This is a genomic window from Candidatus Pelagibacter sp., from assembly GCF_052049995.1.
Classification (GTDB): Bacteria; Pseudomonadota; Alphaproteobacteria; order Pelagibacterales; family Pelagibacteraceae; genus Pelagibacter.
Window position 1 is genome coordinate 167,216 of record NZ_JBNGYX010000002.1, and the last position, 15,058, is coordinate 182,273.

Consider the following 15,058-nt stretch of genomic DNA (forward strand, 5'->3'; position numbering starts at 1 on the left):
CTATCTTTTATATGAATTCTTTGATTTTGTTTTTAAAAGTATTCCAACTTCTTTACCAAGTTCTTTAAAATCATTCAGATTACCAACTTTTTTTTCATAAAATCTTTGTTTGCCATCTAAAGAAAAAAGTTCAGCCTCTACTATAATCTTATCTCCATCAACCTCTGAATGAGCGCCAATTGCTGTTTCACAATCTCCATCTAGAACTTTTAAAATATTTCTCTCAAGGTGAGCTCTTTTATATGTTTCATGATGATTAATTTTGTTTAAAATAGAAATTATCTCATCATCATTCTCCCTGCACTGAAGAGCAATTACACCTTGTCCTGCACTAGGAATTATTTCTTCAGTTGAAAAAATTTCAGAAATTTCATTTTCAAATTTTAAAAATTTAATACCTGTATAAGATAATATAATTGCATCATATATTCCTTCGTTTAACTTTCTAATTCTAGTATCCACATTTCCTCTTATTAATTTGCAGTTTAAATCTTGTCTAATTTTTTTTATTTGAAATTCTCTTCTGTATGATGAGGTTCCTACAATTGATTTTTGATCTAAGTCTTTAAGTTTCTTTTTATCCTTTGTAATTAAAATTTCCCTAGGGTCATTTCTTTCAAGAAAAGAATCAGTCCTTAATCCTTTTGTCTCATTAGCTGGCATATCTTTCAGCGCATGAACTGCAATATCAATATTTTTTAACTGAAGTTCTTTTTCAATATTACTAGAAAACAAACCTTTACCACCAATCTCTGATAATCTTGTATTTTGTACCTCATCACCTTTTGTTGTAATTGACTTAATTAAAATGTCGTTATTACCAAAATTAGTATTTTCAATAATTTTATTTTTGGCTTGTTGAGCATAAAGTAAGGCAAGCTTGCTACCTCTAGATCCAATTATTATTTTTTTTCTCATAAAAATTTATTTCTTACTTGTATTAAGATTGTACAATTATTAAAAACTATTTGTATGAGCAAAAAACCCTTAATTCTTGGAATAGAATCTAGTTGTGATGAAACTGCAGCTTCTTTAATAACTGAAAATGAAGAAGGATTCCCAGTTGTTTTGTCGAATGTTGTTTCTAGCCAAGTAGAGGTTCATAGGGAGTTTGGTGGTGTTGTTCCTGAACTAGCAGCTCGTTCACACATTGAAAAAATTGATTGGATTGTCAAAAAAGCTATTAACGAAAGTGGTAAAAAAATTGATGAAATAGATGCAGTTGCTTCTACAGCTGGTCCTGGATTGATTGTATGTCTATCGGTTGGATTAAGCTTTGGTAAAGCTTTCGCTTCAGCAATGAATAAACCTTTTATCGCAGTTAACCATTTAGAGGGACATGCTTTAAGTCCAAAACTAAATACAAATTTAAATTATCCATATTTACTTCTTTTAATTTCTGGCGGGCACTCACAATATTTAAGTGTCCAGAACCTTGGTAAATATAAAAGATTAGGAACAACTATTGATGACGCTTTAGGTGAAGCGTTTGATAAAACAGCAAAAATTTTAGGAATAGAATTTCCAGGGGGACCTCAAATAGAAATTTTGGCTGAAAAAGGTGACCCCAAAAAATATGATTTACCTAAACCAATTTTTAACAAAGGAGGATGTAATCTTTCTTTTGCAGGTCTAAAAACTGCTGTTCTAAAGATAAGCAAAACAATTAAATCAGAACAAGATAAATGTGATCTTGCAGCATCTTTTCAAAAAACAATTGAGGAAATTTTATATAAAAAAACAAAGATTGCTTTTGATGAATTTGAGAGAATAAATGAATTAAATGAAAAAATTTTCGTCGTTGCTGGAGGGGTTGCAGCAAATAAAAAAATTAGGTCCATGTTAAATAATTTATGTGAAGAAAATAATTATAAAAGTATTTTTCCTCCTATAGAGTTTTGTGGGGATAATGCTGCTATGATTGCAATGGTAGGTTTAGAAAAATTTAAACTAAATCAGTTTAATAATTTAGATTATCCAGCAAAACCAAGATGGCCATTAGATGAACATGCAGCGTTTCTCAAAGGTGCCGGAGTAAAAATTTAAATTTATTATCTAAATTTTGGACCAGAAAGCCAGATCGCTAAGGTATGTCGTTTACCTGACGTTATTTTATTAACTTTGTGATTTATAAATGATGGAAATATAATTGCGCTTCCAGGTTTATTAAATTCAGTACAAATTATTTCATTTGCTCTAAATAAAACTAATTCACCACCTTCATAGGACTCTTCAGATAAATTTAATAAAGCAGTCAACTTGATATCTCTCACCGGATCTCTAGGTACAGCATCTATATGCCAACTATATTCGGTACCTTCATCATAGATATTATAATTTAATTTTTTTAAAGATGTTAAAGAATGAAGGTCAAAACCAAAAAAATTGTTGTTTGCTGTTTGACAAAAATCTATAAATGGAAAAATATATTTTTGAATTTTTCCCAAATATATAAATTTAACATCAGATGTTTTATGAGAATCTACTGCAAAATCATCTTTTCCCTCTACAAAATTTGATTTAATTACTTTATTGATTTCTTTAACTTGATTTTCGTTAAATATATTCATTGATGAATAATTTGCTGCTCTCATAAAATAATAAGTTATCAATTATTTTTTGTCATACAATGAGTAATTTAAAAAAACATTATAAATACAAGATAATTAATTATATAAAGAGGCAATGAAATATTGGTTACTAAAGTCTGAGCCAAATGTTTGGTCAATTAACCAGCAAAAAAAAGCTGGAATGAAAGGTGCAGCTTGGGATGGTGTAAGAAATTATCAGGCTGCAAAGAATTTAAAAAGTATGAGGAATGGAGATCTTTGTTTTTTTTATCATTCAAATATTGGAAAAGAGATAGTTGGAATAGTAAAAGTTATTAAAGAGTCTTATATAGATAAAACAGACAAAACAGGGAGGTTTGTTGCCGTTACTGTTCAATTTAAGTCTAAATTTTCAAAGCCTATCACACTCGAAAGCATTAAAAAAAATAAGGATTTAAGCCATTTAGCTCTTATAAATCAAAGCAGGCTTTCTGTAATGCCTGTTGATTATAAAAGCTGGAAAATTATAAATAACATGAGTAGAATTTAAAAAAAAAATTATCCTATGCCAAAAAAAAAGAAGAAGAAAAGCAAGGTAAGAAAAAAAAGGTCTAAAGTTAGAAAAAAAACCTCAAAAAAAGTTAAAAAAAAATCTAAAGTTAGAAAAAAAACTTCCAAAAAATTAAAAAAAAAAATTAAAGCAAAAAAAGAAAACGGAAATACACCTCCCGAAGTTGTTATTAAAACAAAACCAGAGTGGGTTAAAAGCAGCTTAGCAAATAAAAGTAAATATCAACAAAAATATTCTCAATCTATAAAGAGTAATGATGAATTTTGGAGAAAAGAGGGAAAAAGAATTACTTGGATAAAACCTTATAAAAAAATTAAAGACGTAAAATACAGTACAAAAGAAGTCAAAATTAAATGGTTTGAAGATGGTACTTTAAACGCTTCAGCAAATTGTATTGATAGACATTTAAAAGATAAAAAAGATAAAACTGCTATTATTTGGGTAGGAGACGATCCAAAAGATAGTCAAAAAATTTCTTATAAACAGCTTTATCAAAAAGTTTCTAAAGCTGCAAATGGTTTAAAGAAATTAGGAATTAAAAAAGGTGACCGAGTAACAATTTATTTAACGATGATACCAGAGTTAGCAATTTTAATGCTGGCTTGTGTAAGAATTGGTGCAGTACATTCAATTATTTTTGGAGGTTTTTCAGCAGACTCTATCTCTGGAAGAGTGAATGATTGCGAATCTGAATATATAATCACTGCTGATGAAGGAGTGAGAGGTGGAAAAACTATACCACTGAAATATACAGTCGATGAAGCTTTAATGGGTTGTCCAAACGTTAAAAAATGTATTGTTGTTAAACGAACTGGAAATTACATCAACTGGGATCAAAATAGAGATGTTTGGTATCATGATTTAATTAAAGACGTTCCTAATCATTGTGAACCTGAAGAAATGAATGCAGAGGATCCGTTATTTATTTTATATACTTCTGGTTCAACAGGTAAACCTAAGGGTGTTCTTCATACTACTGGTGGTTATATGGTTTATGCATCAATGACACATCAATATATTTTTAACTACAAACCAAAAGATATTTATTGGTGTACAGCCGATATTGGATGGGTAACAGGACATAGTTATATTATTTACGGACCACTTTCGAATGGTGCAACGACTATAATGTTTGAAGGCATTCCAAATTATCCTGATAGTTCAAGGTGGTGGCAAATAGTTGATAAATATAAAGTAAATACTTTTTATACAGCTCCAACTGCAATTAGAGCTTTGATGCGTGAAGGTGATAAACCTGTTAAAAAAACATCTAGAAAATCACTTAAACTTTTAGGAACTGTAGGAGAACCAATAAATCCAGAAGCTTGGATGTGGTATTATAAAACTGTGGGTAATTCTAAATGCCCAATTGTAGATACTTGGTGGCAAACAGAAACCGGAGGTATAATGATTGCTCCTCAAACAGGTGCTATTCCTCTTAAACCTGGGTCTGCAACAAAACCTTTCTATGGAATTAAGCCAGTCCTTGTTGATAAAAACGGTAAAGAAATTAAAGGAGCTGGAGAAGGAAGACTTTGTATCGCTCAATCATGGCCTGGACAAATGAGAACTGTTTACGGTGATCATCAAAGATTTATCGATACATACTTTTCTCAATTTAATGGCAAATATTTTACAGGTGATGGATGCAGAAGAGATAAAGATGGATATTACTGGATCACTGGTCGTGTAGATGACGTAATTATTGTTTCTGGTCATAATCTAGGGACTGCTGAAATTGAAAGTGCATTTGTTGCTCATCCAAAAGTAGCTGAAGCTGCTGTGGTTGGTTATCCCCATGATATTAAAGGTAATGGATTATATTGTTATGTGACCTTGAATGCAGGAGAAAATGAAACTGGCGAACTTGAGAGAGATCTTAAACTTTGGGTAAGAAAACAAATTGGACCACTTGCAACACCAGATCTAATTCATTTCACTCCAGGTCTTCCTAAAACAAGGTCCGGAAAAATAATGAGAAGGATTTTAAGAAAAATTGCTGCAAATGAACATGGTCAATTAGGAGACACCACTACTCTAGCGGATCCAAGTGTTGTTGATAGTTTAGTTGAAAATAGAAAAAATATTTAAAACTGAATTAAATCTTTAAACTCTTGTTTAACAACATCCCATTTTAAAATCATCGAATTTAAAACGATCTTTCGATCTAAAGTTTTTAATTCATCTGCAATCGGAGCCCATTTATATAAAGAGAGTGCACTAGGATTAAAAGGTAAGTCTTGATAATAAATATCCCAATTTATTTTATCCAATCTTTCATCAAAACTTTTCCTAGCTTCATCAATAATATCTAGCGGCATCTTGTTAGAAATTTCGTCATCTAAAATTTTATTAAAAATTTCATTTGCTTTATGAATATCCTGATAATTAAAATTAACTTTTAAATACGAAAAAGTAAAAAAAGTTAAATCTTGTAATGCAACCGAATAAATATTCCATTTAGCAAGATTTACTGATGACATAAATTCATCATTGTCAAAGTGAAGAACATATCTTGTTCCCATTCTAGTTTTTAGATAATTATATAAAGTAACTTGAGTAGCCCAGGCAGATTTAGTTTGAATAAATTGTTCTAATTCATCTAAAGTTTTTATTTTTTTCTTTGGAATAAACGCCTTAAACATGGCGAATAAATATGTTTTGAAATCCTCAAGTTTTATGTCTCTCCAAGTTAATTTGTATTTTCCCATGTAAATTTGTAAGTGCGCCAATTATATCTTAAAAAAGTAAGTAAATAAGTACCTAATATGGTGAATTTTAGGTCTTTTCAAAACCTTCATAATGGTTATGGTTTCAACCAGTTATAACTAAATAGAGAGGTATAAATGTCAAATCAACAAAAACACTGGGAAAAAACCAGGGGATTGTTATTTATAACACTGGCAATCTGGTTTGTTTTCTCAATTGGCATCTTTCTCTTTGGAGCTGAAATGAACGAGGTCACAGGACCTTTCGGTTATCCGTGGACATACTGGTTTACATGTCAGGGATCTCTTGGTGCATTTGTAATCCTAATTTTCTGGTTTGCGAATAGACAAGAAAAAATCGATGAAGAGTTCGGCTTTAGCGAAAGAGAGGACGAATAATGAAAGGTAATTTCATAGATAATTTGCCTAAGATTTACGGAATCTATACAGGAGGATTTGTAGGTTTCATAATCATTATGGCAATTGCTGAACAGATGGGTATGACAGCTAAAACGATCGGTATCGCTTTTGTTGCATTTACTGTATTCATCTATGCATTAATCGGTTATCTATCAAGAACAGCCCAAGCAGATGCATATTATGTAGCTGGAAGGCAAGTACCAACAGTCTTCAACGGAATGGCGACTGCAGCAGACTGGATGTCTGGTGCATCATTCGTTGCAATGGCAGGTGGTATTTACTTTAAAGGTTACGGCTATATGGCTCTACTTGTAGGTTGGACTGGTGGTTACGTGCTTGTTGCATCTTTATTAGCACCATACTTAAGAAAATTTGGCTGTTATACAGTCCCAGATTTTATAGGTACAAGATACGGTGGTAATCTAGCAAGATTTAGCGCAGTAGTAGTTTTAACTGTTGCTTCATTTACTTATGTGACTGCACAAATTAACGCTACAGGTACTATTGCATCTGTTGCACTTGATATCCCATTCCAATACGCAGTTTATGTTGGACTAATAAGTATCTTATTATGTTCAATGTTAGGTGGTATGAGAGGGGTAACTTGGACACAGGTTGCACAATATATCGTACTGATTATAGCTTACCTACTTCCAGTATTCTGGATCAGTAACAAAATGGGTGCGGGTTTCTTCCCTCACTTTATGTTAGCTGATGAGGTAGCTAGAATTGGTGAATTAGAACAACAGTTTGGTTTTGTTAAAAACGCAGCTGCTGATCTAAAAACAGTACCTAAAGGCTTAGCAGGAATAACTAAAGCTCACTCTGCAGTGAATGCTACACCTTGGGCATTTATTTCATTAGCATTAGCGATGATGATGGGAACAGCTTCATTACCGCACGTGATGATGAGATACTTTACTACTCCAAGTGTAAAAGCAGCTAGAAAATCAGTAGGTTGGTCATTATTCTTTATCTTCCTACTTTATTCTTCTGCTCCAATGTTAGCTACATTATCTAAGTTATCATTGATCGACCCGAATTTACCAACAGGTATTATCGGTAAGACATTTGCAGAAGTGGAAGCGATAGATTGGTACCAAAACTGGAACCAAGCAAACCTAATGTTTATCAGCGACTTTAACGGAAATGGAACTCTTGAATTAAATGAGTTCTTCATGGGTGGTAAAGCCGTTGTATTAGCAACTCCAGAGATAGCTGGATTACCTTATGTAATTTCAGGTCTAGTTGCTGCAGGAGGTATGGCAGCTGCCATGTCTACTGCTGACGGTTTGATTCTAGCAATTGCAAACGCTATATCACATGATGTTTACTATAAGATCATTGATCCAAAAGCGGAAACTGCAAAACGACTACTTGTTGCAAGGGTACTACTTGTAATAATTGGTTTTGCTGGAGCAACTATTGCAGCAATGGAGATTCAAGGAATCTTAGGTTCGGTTATCTGGGCTTTTGATTTTGCAATGTCTGGATTGTTCTTCCCACTTGTACTTGGTGTATGGTGGAAGAGAGCTAATAGACAAGGTGCGATTGCTGGTATGCTAGGTGGTCTAATCGCCGGTGCGTGGTACTTAGTTTGGGTACGAACTGGTGGAAGTGGATTCCTAGGAATTACACAGTTAACATTTGGTATCTTCGGATCAGCTGTTAGTTTAGTTTTAATGGTGATAGTTAGTTTAATGACTGCAGAGCCAGATAAAGCTACTCAAAAAATGGTTGATGATGTACGTGTACCGAGTGGTAAATCAATTCTTGGTAAATCACACTAAATAATCTTTTAAAGGGGCGATTAATTTCGCCCCTTTTATTTCAATAAATTTTCCAATATAAATTTTGAATGTCAGCAAATTTTCATCCTTTAATATATTTTATTGATTATTTGCTTGGGATTATCATGTGGACTCTTATTGGAAGAGTAGCGATGAATATATTCCAAAAAGAGGACTCTCAATTTTTTTTCATGAGAGTATTCGTAAAATATACCAACCCTTTAATAAAATTATTTAAACCAATCACACCTTCATTTATCATTGGGCCATTGGTGCCCTTGTATGTTGCTTGGTTTTTCTACATGATTAGATTTTATCTAATGCCTTGGATCTTAGGCTATTCAGTGATGGGAATGTTGTCATTTCCTTTGGAGAGTGAAATTTCTAGACAAATTTACCAATTTTTTAATTCATTTTAATTTTTAAAATTGATACTAGTAAATTTAGTAATCAATGAAAAATATACAAATTTCACCATCAATTTTATCTGCTGATTTTAGTCAGTTAGGTACAGAAATAAAAAGACTTGAAGAAGGCGGTGCTGATATGATTCATGTGGATGTAATGGATGGTCATTTTGTTCCTAATTTAACAATTGGGCCACCTGTAATAAAAGCTCTTCGAAAACATTGTTCATTAAAATTTGATGTTCATTTAATGATATCACCAGTTCATAAATATATAGATGCTTACGCCGATGCAGGAGCAGATATAATTACTATTCATCCCGAGGCAACTGATAATTTAGAAAATTCAATTAAAAAGATAAAAGAAAAAAATAAAAAAGTTGGAGTTTCACTTAATCCTGAATCTAAAATTGATTTAATATTAGATCTTTTAGATCAAATTGATTTAGTTTTAATTATGAGTGTAAATCCTGGATTTGGAGGTCAAAAATTTATGCCAGAAGTTTTGGATAAAATCAAAGATCTAAAAAAAATTAAAGAACAAAAAAAGTTAGATTTTGACATAGAAATTGATGGTGGAATCAATTTTGATAATTGCAAAAGTGCAATTGATGCTGGTGCAAACATACTTGTTTCGGGTACTACGGTATTCAAAAGTAATGATGGAGATATAAAAAAAAATATTAATTTATTAAAATTAAAATAAGTTAATGATTAATACAAATTCCTTAGGCATTTTGGGTCAATTTTATTTTAATATAAAAGAGAGTTTTAAATCAATTTATCAAAATTCAAATTTTTACGAGAGACAAATATCAAAAACTTTCAAAAATAGCTTTGAATACAAACCTAGTCCTCATTTACTTTCATCTATAATTAAATATCAAAATAAAAAATATAAAATTGAAGATTTTGCTATTGAATCAATTTGGCAAAATAATTTAAATCCTAAAGATTATGAAAAATTAAATAATTTTTTTTGGTTTTTCAGCTTAGATTTAAAATCTTCCAAAAAAACTACACAAACAGTTATAAAAAACTGGATTTCAAATAACACCAAATATCAAAAAAAGAGTTGGGAATTTGATTTAACAGCAAAAAGAATTATTTCATGGTTATCAAATCATCAACTAACGTATGAAGATAGTGATCAAGAATATAGATCTACTTTTGATCACATGATTCAGAAACAAACTAATCATTTGTTAAATGAAATAAAAAACCCAAAAGAAATAGAAAATAAGATGATTGGGTGTGCTGCAATAATTTTGACTGGCCTGGCTTATAAGAATGAAAGACAATATCTTACTTTTGGATTAAATTTATTAAAAAATATAATTAAATCCTCAATCGATAATCAAGGTTTTACAAAATCAAGAAATATCAGACAATTAATATTTTATTTAAAATATTTTATAATAATAAGAGAGTGGTTCAAGGAATCTCAAAGTTTAATCCCTGAATATATTGATGAAACTATCTACTATTTAGGCTCAAGTTACGCTTTCATTTGGCAAAATATAAAACATGATATTTTTTTTAATGGTAATTATTCTTCCGATAATAACGAGTTTGATCAATACTTGAAAAGGTTTGGTTACAATTTTAAAAATCAAATTAATGAACTAGGAGGTTATGCAATACTTAAGAATAAAAAAATTATTCTTGCTGCTGATATCGGTTCTAGTCCTAATAAGACCTTTTCCAATGACTATCAAGCAGGTGCATTATCATTTGAAATATTTTCACATGATAAAAAATTAATTTCAAATGCCGGTTATTACTCAGATAAAAATAATAAATTAAATAAATTATCAAGAAGTACTTCTCTACATTCTGCTTTAACTATTGAGGATTACTCTTCATGTAATTTTACAAAGCATCAGAAAAATTTGATTATTGACAGAGGGCTGAAAGTTTCAAAAAAAAATGTGGTTTTTGAAAATAATTTTTGGAAAATATCAGGTACACACGATGGATATTCAATTAAATTTGGAACAATTTATGAGAGAGAAATTGAGTTCTATCCAGAACAAATGAAATTTATTGGCTATGATAAGTTATTTAGAAAAAATCCAAATAAAGAAATTAAATTTGATATTAGATTTCATCTTGATCCAAACTCAAAAGTAATGAAAACACAAGATAACAAATCAATACTAATTGAATTAGATGAGGAAGGTTGGAAGTTTAGTTGTGATAACTTTGATATTAATATTGATAATGGTTTATATTTCGGTAATAAAAATTCATATAAAGAAAACCAAAATATTTTTATCTCAGGTATGAATAATGAAAAAGAACAGATAATAAAGTGGGAAATAAGTAAATTATAATGAAGAAAAAAATCAAAACAGCTCTCATCTCTGTATCTGATAAAAATAACTTAAAACCATTATTAAATATTTTAAAAAAGAACAAAATTAAAATAATTAGCTCAGGTGGTACTTATAAAGAGATTAAAAGATTAAAATTTAATTGTTTAGAAGTATCTGATTTTACGAATTCTCCTGAGATTTTGGAGGGTAGAGTAAAAACTCTTCATCCAAAAATCCATGCAGGAATTTTAAATAAGAGAAAGAAAAAATCTCACTTAAAAGATCTAAAAGATAATGGTTTTGAGAATATTGATTTAGTAGTTGTTAATTTTTATCCATTTGAGAACACTCTTAAAAAAACAAAAAACCATAAAAAAATTATAGAAAATATTGATGTAGGTGGCCCTACAATGGTTAGGTCTGCAGCTAAAAACTATAATGATGTGACAGTAATAACTTCTTCAGACCAGTATGATGAATTAATTGAAGAATTAAAAAAATTCAAAGGATCTACTTCCTTAAGTTTTAGAGAAAAGCTATCAAGTATAGCTTTTACTGAAACAGCTTATTATGACTCCGTTATTTCTGACTATTTTAATAAAAAAACAAATACTATTTTTCCTAAGAAAAAAGTTTTGCATGGAAATCTTACAGAAAAACTTAGATATGGAGAAAATCCTCATCAAAAAAGTGCAATCTATTCAAGTAGTTTGAATACAAATTTAAAACAAATTCATGGAAAACAACTAAGTTATAACAATTATAATGATATATTTAGTGCTCTAACTATTTCGAGGTCTTTGCCAAAAGGTCAAGGAACGGTTATAGTTAAACATTCAAACCCCTGTGGGGTTTCCAGTAAAAAGAACCATTTAGAAAGTTACAAGTCTGCTCTTTCCTGCGATCCGGTTAGTGCTTTTGGTGGTATAGTTTCTTGTAATTTTAAAATTACAGGAAATTTAGCTTCAGAATTAAATAAATTATTTTTGGAAGTAATAGTCGCAAATGGTTTTGATAGTAATGCAATCAGAATATTAAGAGCTAAAAAAAATTTAAGATTAATTGATAGTACGAATTATACATCAGAAGAACTCCTTAAGTTTGTATCATTTAACCAAGGTATAATGATACAATCAGAAGACTTAGGTTTATTTTCGATCAAAAATTTCAAAATTGTATCTAAAAGAAAACCAACATCAAGACAACTTAGAGATCTTATATTTGCTTTTAATGTATGCAGATATGTAAAATCAAATGCAATAGTGTTAGCTTCTAATGAAACAACTGTTGGAATCGGTTCTGGTCAACCAAGTAGGCTAGACAGTTGTCAAATGGCAATTAATAAAATGAAGAAATTTAATCTTCAGAATGATAATTTGGTAGCTGCGTCAGATGCATTTTTCCCCTTTGTGGATGGTATTGAAAAATTAATTCAATCTGGTGTTAGAGCGGTAGTCCAACCAGCTGGATCATTAAGAGACAAAGAAATAATTAATTTTGCCAATGAAACAGATACAGTGTTGTTGTTTTCAAAAACAAGACACTTTAGACATTAGATATTTTATCTATTTTTGCTGCAAGAATGAAATCACTTTCTGCTAACCCTTTTATCGCGTGTGTAAATATTTTAATTCTCGCATATCCCCATCCAAACCATAAATCAGGGTGATGGCCTTCAACTTCAGCTATTTCTCCAACTTTGTTTACAAATTCTTGACTTTCTAAAAAATTATCAAACTTAAAATTTTTAATTAAATGAAATCCATCAATTTTATCTTCTATAACCTGCCAACCATCAACTTTCTTAAGATATTTGTGTATTTCCTCAGTCTTAAAAGGAGGAATATTTCCTTCACATGGTACACATTTTTTATCTGCTAAATCACTCATAAATTTACTTTTAGTTTATTGGAGCGGGCAAAGGGGGTCGAACCCTCGACCTTCTCGTTGGCAACGAGACGCTCTACCACTGAGCTATGCCCGCATTTATAAAATGATTATATTTAGTGAGATTTATAATTTCAAGTATTAATTATTCTTCTAGATTAATATGATAAATCTTTTATATCTTTTTTAAAAATATTTTCTATTTTTTCTTTTAAAACTTCATCTAAAATTTTTCTCCAATCATTCTTTGGACCAAGATTAAAAAAGGGAATTTTGTTACTTTTATTTAACTGAGATTGGATTGCCTCTGAAAATCCTTTTTCATTTTCATTTTGTTTTAATTTTTCAAAAGTTGTAGTTTTAAGTACAATTTTTACTTTTGATTTATTTATTTTTTCACTAATATTTGTTAGAGAATTAATAAACTCCAGTACATCTACAAAAACCGCATAAGTTTCATTTAATAAATCCTCATATCTTATAAATTTTAAAGGTATTTTTTTTTGTACTTTCCAGGATAAATAATTCATATTCCATGAACTGATAAATTGGAAATCACTAAAGCCATCCTCTTTTACTTTTTCCACATTATACAAAAATTGTTTATTATTAGTCATCCATTCTAACGCTTTTTCATCGTCAAGTTCATAGTGATTTTTAATTGATGTAAATACATTTCTTGGATCTCTTACAATATATAAACATCCAATCGAGTTTTCCTTATTTGTAAAATCATAATTATTTATTTTTCCAAATACATTATGAGTTTTAAAAAACCTTATTTTTTTTTCTCTATTTATTTCCTCCTGAGCTTTAATCCAATGTTTACAAGTATCCCCAATTACGTTTTTATCAAAATTAAAATTATTTAAATATTTTTTTGTCGGGAATTGGTCTATTTTTGGTAACAAACTCTCATTAAATACACCATCTTTTGAATAATAATATGAGCTTATTAATGCTCTCAACCATGTGTTTCCGCTCTTGGGATATGATGCTATCCATAAAATCATAAATAAATACTATAGATGAATATTTTATAATTTGTTATTAATAAAACATGAATAATTTCCCAACTAAAATTCCTGTTTTTCCTTTGAGTAATTTTATCATGTTTCCAAAAACAACTGTACCATTAAATATATTTGAACCAAGGTACATAGATATGGTTAATGATGTTATAAAATCAAATAAATTTATAGGTATGGTACAACCAAAAATAAAAAAAAATAATCAAAGTCCACCTATAGTTTATAAAGTTGGATGTCTTGGAAAAATAACAAGCTTTAATAAAACTGATGATGGTCGCTATCTAATTGAACTAAAAGGTATATTAAGATTTAATATAATTGAGGAAATAACCTCCGGTAAAAAATATAGAATGTTTAATATAGATTACAGTAAATTCTTAGAAGACCTTATTGATAGAAAAGAAAGTATAAAATTTTCAGATCTTGAATTAATATTTAAAGATTTAAAATCCTTGTTTGAAAAAAAAGGATTTATAATTAACTGGAAAGCATTAGAAAAACAAAGTTTGGATGAAACTATAAATGCTTTGGCTATGGCCTCACCATTTTCTTTAGAGGAAAAACAAGTACTATTAGAGGCACAAAATCTGGATATAAGAAAAAATAAAATTGCTGAAATTTTAAAGACTTATACACATGATATTTTTGACAATACTACTCTTCAATAGTTTATAACAGTGACCCTTTATCTGCTACATTCATAAAAATTTTATTCATGAATGGATTTTTTCCTAATAACTGAACAGACTTACTTAAAAACTTATTATTGGTTTTCCTTTCAAAATTAAAAAATTCGTGAATAAAATCTATTCCACTAGAAAATAGAAGATTTTTATGTCTCAAAGTATTCTGAAATTCAATATTTATTGAATTATCTAATTGTAAACCAAGTTTATTTCTAGAACGAATTATACCCACAAGTATTTTTATGTCTCTAATTGTCATATTAAAACCTTGTCCTGCCAAGGGGTGTATTCTATGAAGCAAATCACCAAAAGCTAAAATGTTATGATGATAATAAGATCTTAAATTAAGTGAATTCAACTCAAAAGAATCAATTTTTTCAATTTTAGTTAATTTATAATGAAAATTATATTTATTTATTAAGTTTTTTATATTTTCTGTTTTTTCGTTTATTTTGTTATGTAATGAATAAACAACTGAAGTTAAACTATTTGATACTGGCAAAAAAGCTAAAGGACCTCTTTTAGTAAAAATTTGCCTTGCAATATTGTTATTAACTTTTTCATGATGGACTAAAGTCGTATATGCGAAACTATTATATTTTTTAGTTATTAATTTATAAAAAAATTTTTTTGTAATTGGATTTAAATAATCAGTATTAATTACAAGATTATAATTTTTAAGATTTGGAAG

General features: G+C 29.5%; 16 protein-coding genes and 1 tRNA gene. 10 read left to right on the plus strand and 7 right to left on the minus strand.

The annotated features are described in order from the left end of the window. Positions 1 to 918, minus strand: a complete 918-nt coding sequence (hemC, locus tag ACTT9Y_RS03160; protein WP_440932972.1) for a hydroxymethylbilane synthase — start codon at positions 916 to 918, stop codon at positions 1 to 3. Positions 919 to 972: 54 nt separating this feature from the next. On the opposite strand from hemC, the gene tsaD reads away from it, so the two are divergent. After that, complete coding sequence (gene tsaD / locus ACTT9Y_RS03165) at positions 973 to 2,046, plus strand: tRNA (adenosine(37)-N6)-threonylcarbamoyltransferase complex transferase subunit TsaD (protein ID WP_440932973.1); 1,074 nt, start codon at positions 973 to 975, stop codon at positions 2,044 to 2,046. Positions 2,047 to 2,051: 5 nt separating this feature from the next. On the opposite strand, the gene ACTT9Y_RS03170 is transcribed toward tsaD, so the two are convergent. Next, positions 2,052 to 2,594, minus strand: a complete 543-nt coding sequence (locus ACTT9Y_RS03170) for a 2OG-Fe(II) oxygenase (RefSeq protein WP_440932974.1) — start codon at positions 2,592 to 2,594, stop codon at positions 2,052 to 2,054. A 91-nt stretch (positions 2,595 to 2,685) separates the two neighbouring features. Between ACTT9Y_RS03170 and ACTT9Y_RS03175 the strand changes: the two genes are divergently transcribed. Continuing rightward, complete coding sequence (locus tag ACTT9Y_RS03175; RefSeq protein WP_440932975.1) at positions 2,686 to 3,099, plus strand: EVE domain-containing protein; 414 nt, start codon at positions 2,686 to 2,688, stop codon at positions 3,097 to 3,099. A 15-nt stretch (positions 3,100 to 3,114) separates the two neighbouring features. Further along, positions 3,115 to 5,211, plus strand: a complete 2,097-nt coding sequence (gene acs, locus ACTT9Y_RS03180) for an acetate--CoA ligase (RefSeq protein ID WP_440932976.1) — start codon at positions 3,115 to 3,117, stop codon at positions 5,209 to 5,211. Here the strand turns inward: acs and ACTT9Y_RS03185 are convergent. Continuing rightward, positions 5,208 to 5,831, minus strand: coding sequence for an esterase (locus tag ACTT9Y_RS03185; RefSeq protein ID WP_440932977.1), 624 nt, complete (start codon positions 5,829 to 5,831; stop codon positions 5,208 to 5,210). The genes acs and ACTT9Y_RS03185 overlap by 4 nt on opposite strands. A gap of 135 nt (positions 5,832 to 5,966) precedes the next feature. On the opposite strand from ACTT9Y_RS03185, the gene ACTT9Y_RS03190 reads away from it, so the two are divergent. From ACTT9Y_RS03190 to purH, 6 genes are all read left to right on the plus strand, one after another. Then, positions 5,967 to 6,227 carry a DUF4212 domain-containing protein gene (locus ACTT9Y_RS03190; RefSeq protein WP_271560210.1) on the plus strand — a complete coding sequence of 87 codons (261 nt, stop codon included), beginning with the start codon at positions 5,967 to 5,969 and terminating at the stop codon, positions 6,225 to 6,227. Next, a complete protein-coding gene (locus ACTT9Y_RS03195; RefSeq protein ID WP_440908630.1) occupies positions 6,224 to 8,038 on the plus strand; it encodes a sodium:solute symporter family protein in 1,815 nt (604 codons plus the stop codon). The genes ACTT9Y_RS03190 and ACTT9Y_RS03195 overlap by 4 nt, the downstream gene beginning before the upstream one ends. A 68-nt stretch (positions 8,039 to 8,106) precedes the next feature. Then, positions 8,107 to 8,457 (plus strand): hypothetical protein, encoded by a 351-nt coding sequence (locus ACTT9Y_RS03200; protein WP_440908504.1) that lies wholly within the window; start codon positions 8,107 to 8,109, stop codon positions 8,455 to 8,457. A gap of 34 nt (positions 8,458 to 8,491) precedes the next feature. After that, the gene (gene rpe, locus ACTT9Y_RS03205; protein WP_440932978.1) at positions 8,492 to 9,151 is read left to right on the plus strand and encodes a ribulose-phosphate 3-epimerase; all 660 of its coding nucleotides are present in this window, start codon (positions 8,492 to 8,494) and stop codon (positions 9,149 to 9,151) included. 4 nt (positions 9,152 to 9,155) lie between these two features. Continuing rightward, positions 9,156 to 10,781, plus strand: coding sequence for a heparinase II/III family protein (locus ACTT9Y_RS03210; protein WP_440932979.1), 1,626 nt, complete (start codon positions 9,156 to 9,158; stop codon positions 10,779 to 10,781). After that, complete coding sequence (gene purH, locus ACTT9Y_RS03215) at positions 10,781 to 12,319, plus strand: bifunctional phosphoribosylaminoimidazolecarboxamide formyltransferase/IMP cyclohydrolase (RefSeq protein ID WP_440932980.1); 1,539 nt, start codon at positions 10,781 to 10,783, stop codon at positions 12,317 to 12,319. The genes ACTT9Y_RS03210 and purH overlap by 1 nt, the downstream gene beginning before the upstream one ends. On the opposite strand, the gene ACTT9Y_RS03220 is transcribed toward purH, so the two are convergent. The 3 genes from ACTT9Y_RS03220 to ACTT9Y_RS03230 form a co-directional block, all read right to left on the minus strand. Then, the gene (locus ACTT9Y_RS03220; RefSeq protein ID WP_440932981.1) at positions 12,309 to 12,653 is read right to left on the minus strand and encodes a 4a-hydroxytetrahydrobiopterin dehydratase; all 345 of its coding nucleotides are present in this window, start codon (positions 12,651 to 12,653) and stop codon (positions 12,309 to 12,311) included. The two genes, purH and ACTT9Y_RS03220, sit on opposite strands and share 11 nt — an antisense overlap. Positions 12,654 to 12,672: 19 nt before the next feature. Next, positions 12,673 to 12,747: transfer RNA gene (locus ACTT9Y_RS03225), tRNA-Gly, on the minus strand. 61 nt (positions 12,748 to 12,808) lie between these two features. Further along, entirely contained in the window at positions 12,809 to 13,663 is an 855-nt protein-coding gene (locus ACTT9Y_RS03230; RefSeq protein WP_440932982.1) for a sulfotransferase domain-containing protein, read from the minus strand. Between the two features lie 47 nt (positions 13,664 to 13,710). On the opposite strand from ACTT9Y_RS03230, the gene ACTT9Y_RS03235 reads away from it, so the two are divergent. After that, entirely contained in the window at positions 13,711 to 14,349 is a 639-nt protein-coding gene (locus ACTT9Y_RS03235; protein WP_440932983.1) for an LON peptidase substrate-binding domain-containing protein, read from the plus strand. Between the two features lies 1 nt (position 14,350). Here the strand turns inward: ACTT9Y_RS03235 and ACTT9Y_RS03240 are convergent. Next, a partial coding sequence (locus ACTT9Y_RS03240) for an FAD-dependent monooxygenase (RefSeq protein WP_440932984.1) occupies positions 14,351 to 15,058 on the minus strand: 708 nt, incomplete at its 5' end.

Coding starts and splice junctions, on each gene's coding strand:
- ACTT9Y_RS03185 (WP_440932977.1), bottom strand. CDS start 5,831: ATGGGAAAATACAAATTAACTTGGAGAGACATAAAACTTGAGGATTTC.
- ACTT9Y_RS03235 (WP_440932983.1), top strand. CDS start 13,711: ATGAATAATTTCCCAACTAAAATTCCTGTTTTTCCTTTGAGTAATTTT.
- purH (WP_440932980.1), top strand. CDS start 10,781: ATGAAGAAAAAAATCAAAACAGCTCTCATCTCTGTATCTGATAAAAAT.
- ACTT9Y_RS03200 (WP_440908504.1), top strand. CDS start 8,107: ATGTCAGCAAATTTTCATCCTTTAATATATTTTATTGATTATTTGCTT.
- ACTT9Y_RS03230 (WP_440932982.1), bottom strand. CDS start 13,663: ATGATTTTATGGATAGCATCATATCCCAAGAGCGGAAACACATGGTTG.
- ACTT9Y_RS03175 (WP_440932975.1), top strand. CDS start 2,686: ATGAAATATTGGTTACTAAAGTCTGAGCCAAATGTTTGGTCAATTAAC.
- ACTT9Y_RS03170 (WP_440932974.1), bottom strand. CDS start 2,594: ATGAGAGCAGCAAATTATTCATCAATGAATATATTTAACGAAAATCAA.
- ACTT9Y_RS03210 (WP_440932979.1), top strand. CDS start 9,156: ATGATTAATACAAATTCCTTAGGCATTTTGGGTCAATTTTATTTTAAT.
- tsaD (WP_440932973.1), top strand. CDS start 973: ATGAGCAAAAAACCCTTAATTCTTGGAATAGAATCTAGTTGTGATGAA.
- rpe (WP_440932978.1), top strand. CDS start 8,492: ATGAAAAATATACAAATTTCACCATCAATTTTATCTGCTGATTTTAGT.
- ACTT9Y_RS03220 (WP_440932981.1), bottom strand. CDS start 12,653: ATGAGTGATTTAGCAGATAAAAAATGTGTACCATGTGAAGGAAATATT.
- acs (WP_440932976.1), top strand. CDS start 3,115: ATGCCAAAAAAAAAGAAGAAGAAAAGCAAGGTAAGAAAAAAAAGGTCT.
- ACTT9Y_RS03190 (WP_271560210.1), top strand. CDS start 5,967: ATGTCAAATCAACAAAAACACTGGGAAAAAACCAGGGGATTGTTATTT.
- hemC (WP_440932972.1), bottom strand. CDS start 918: ATGAGAAAAAAAATAATAATTGGATCTAGAGGTAGCAAGCTTGCCTTA.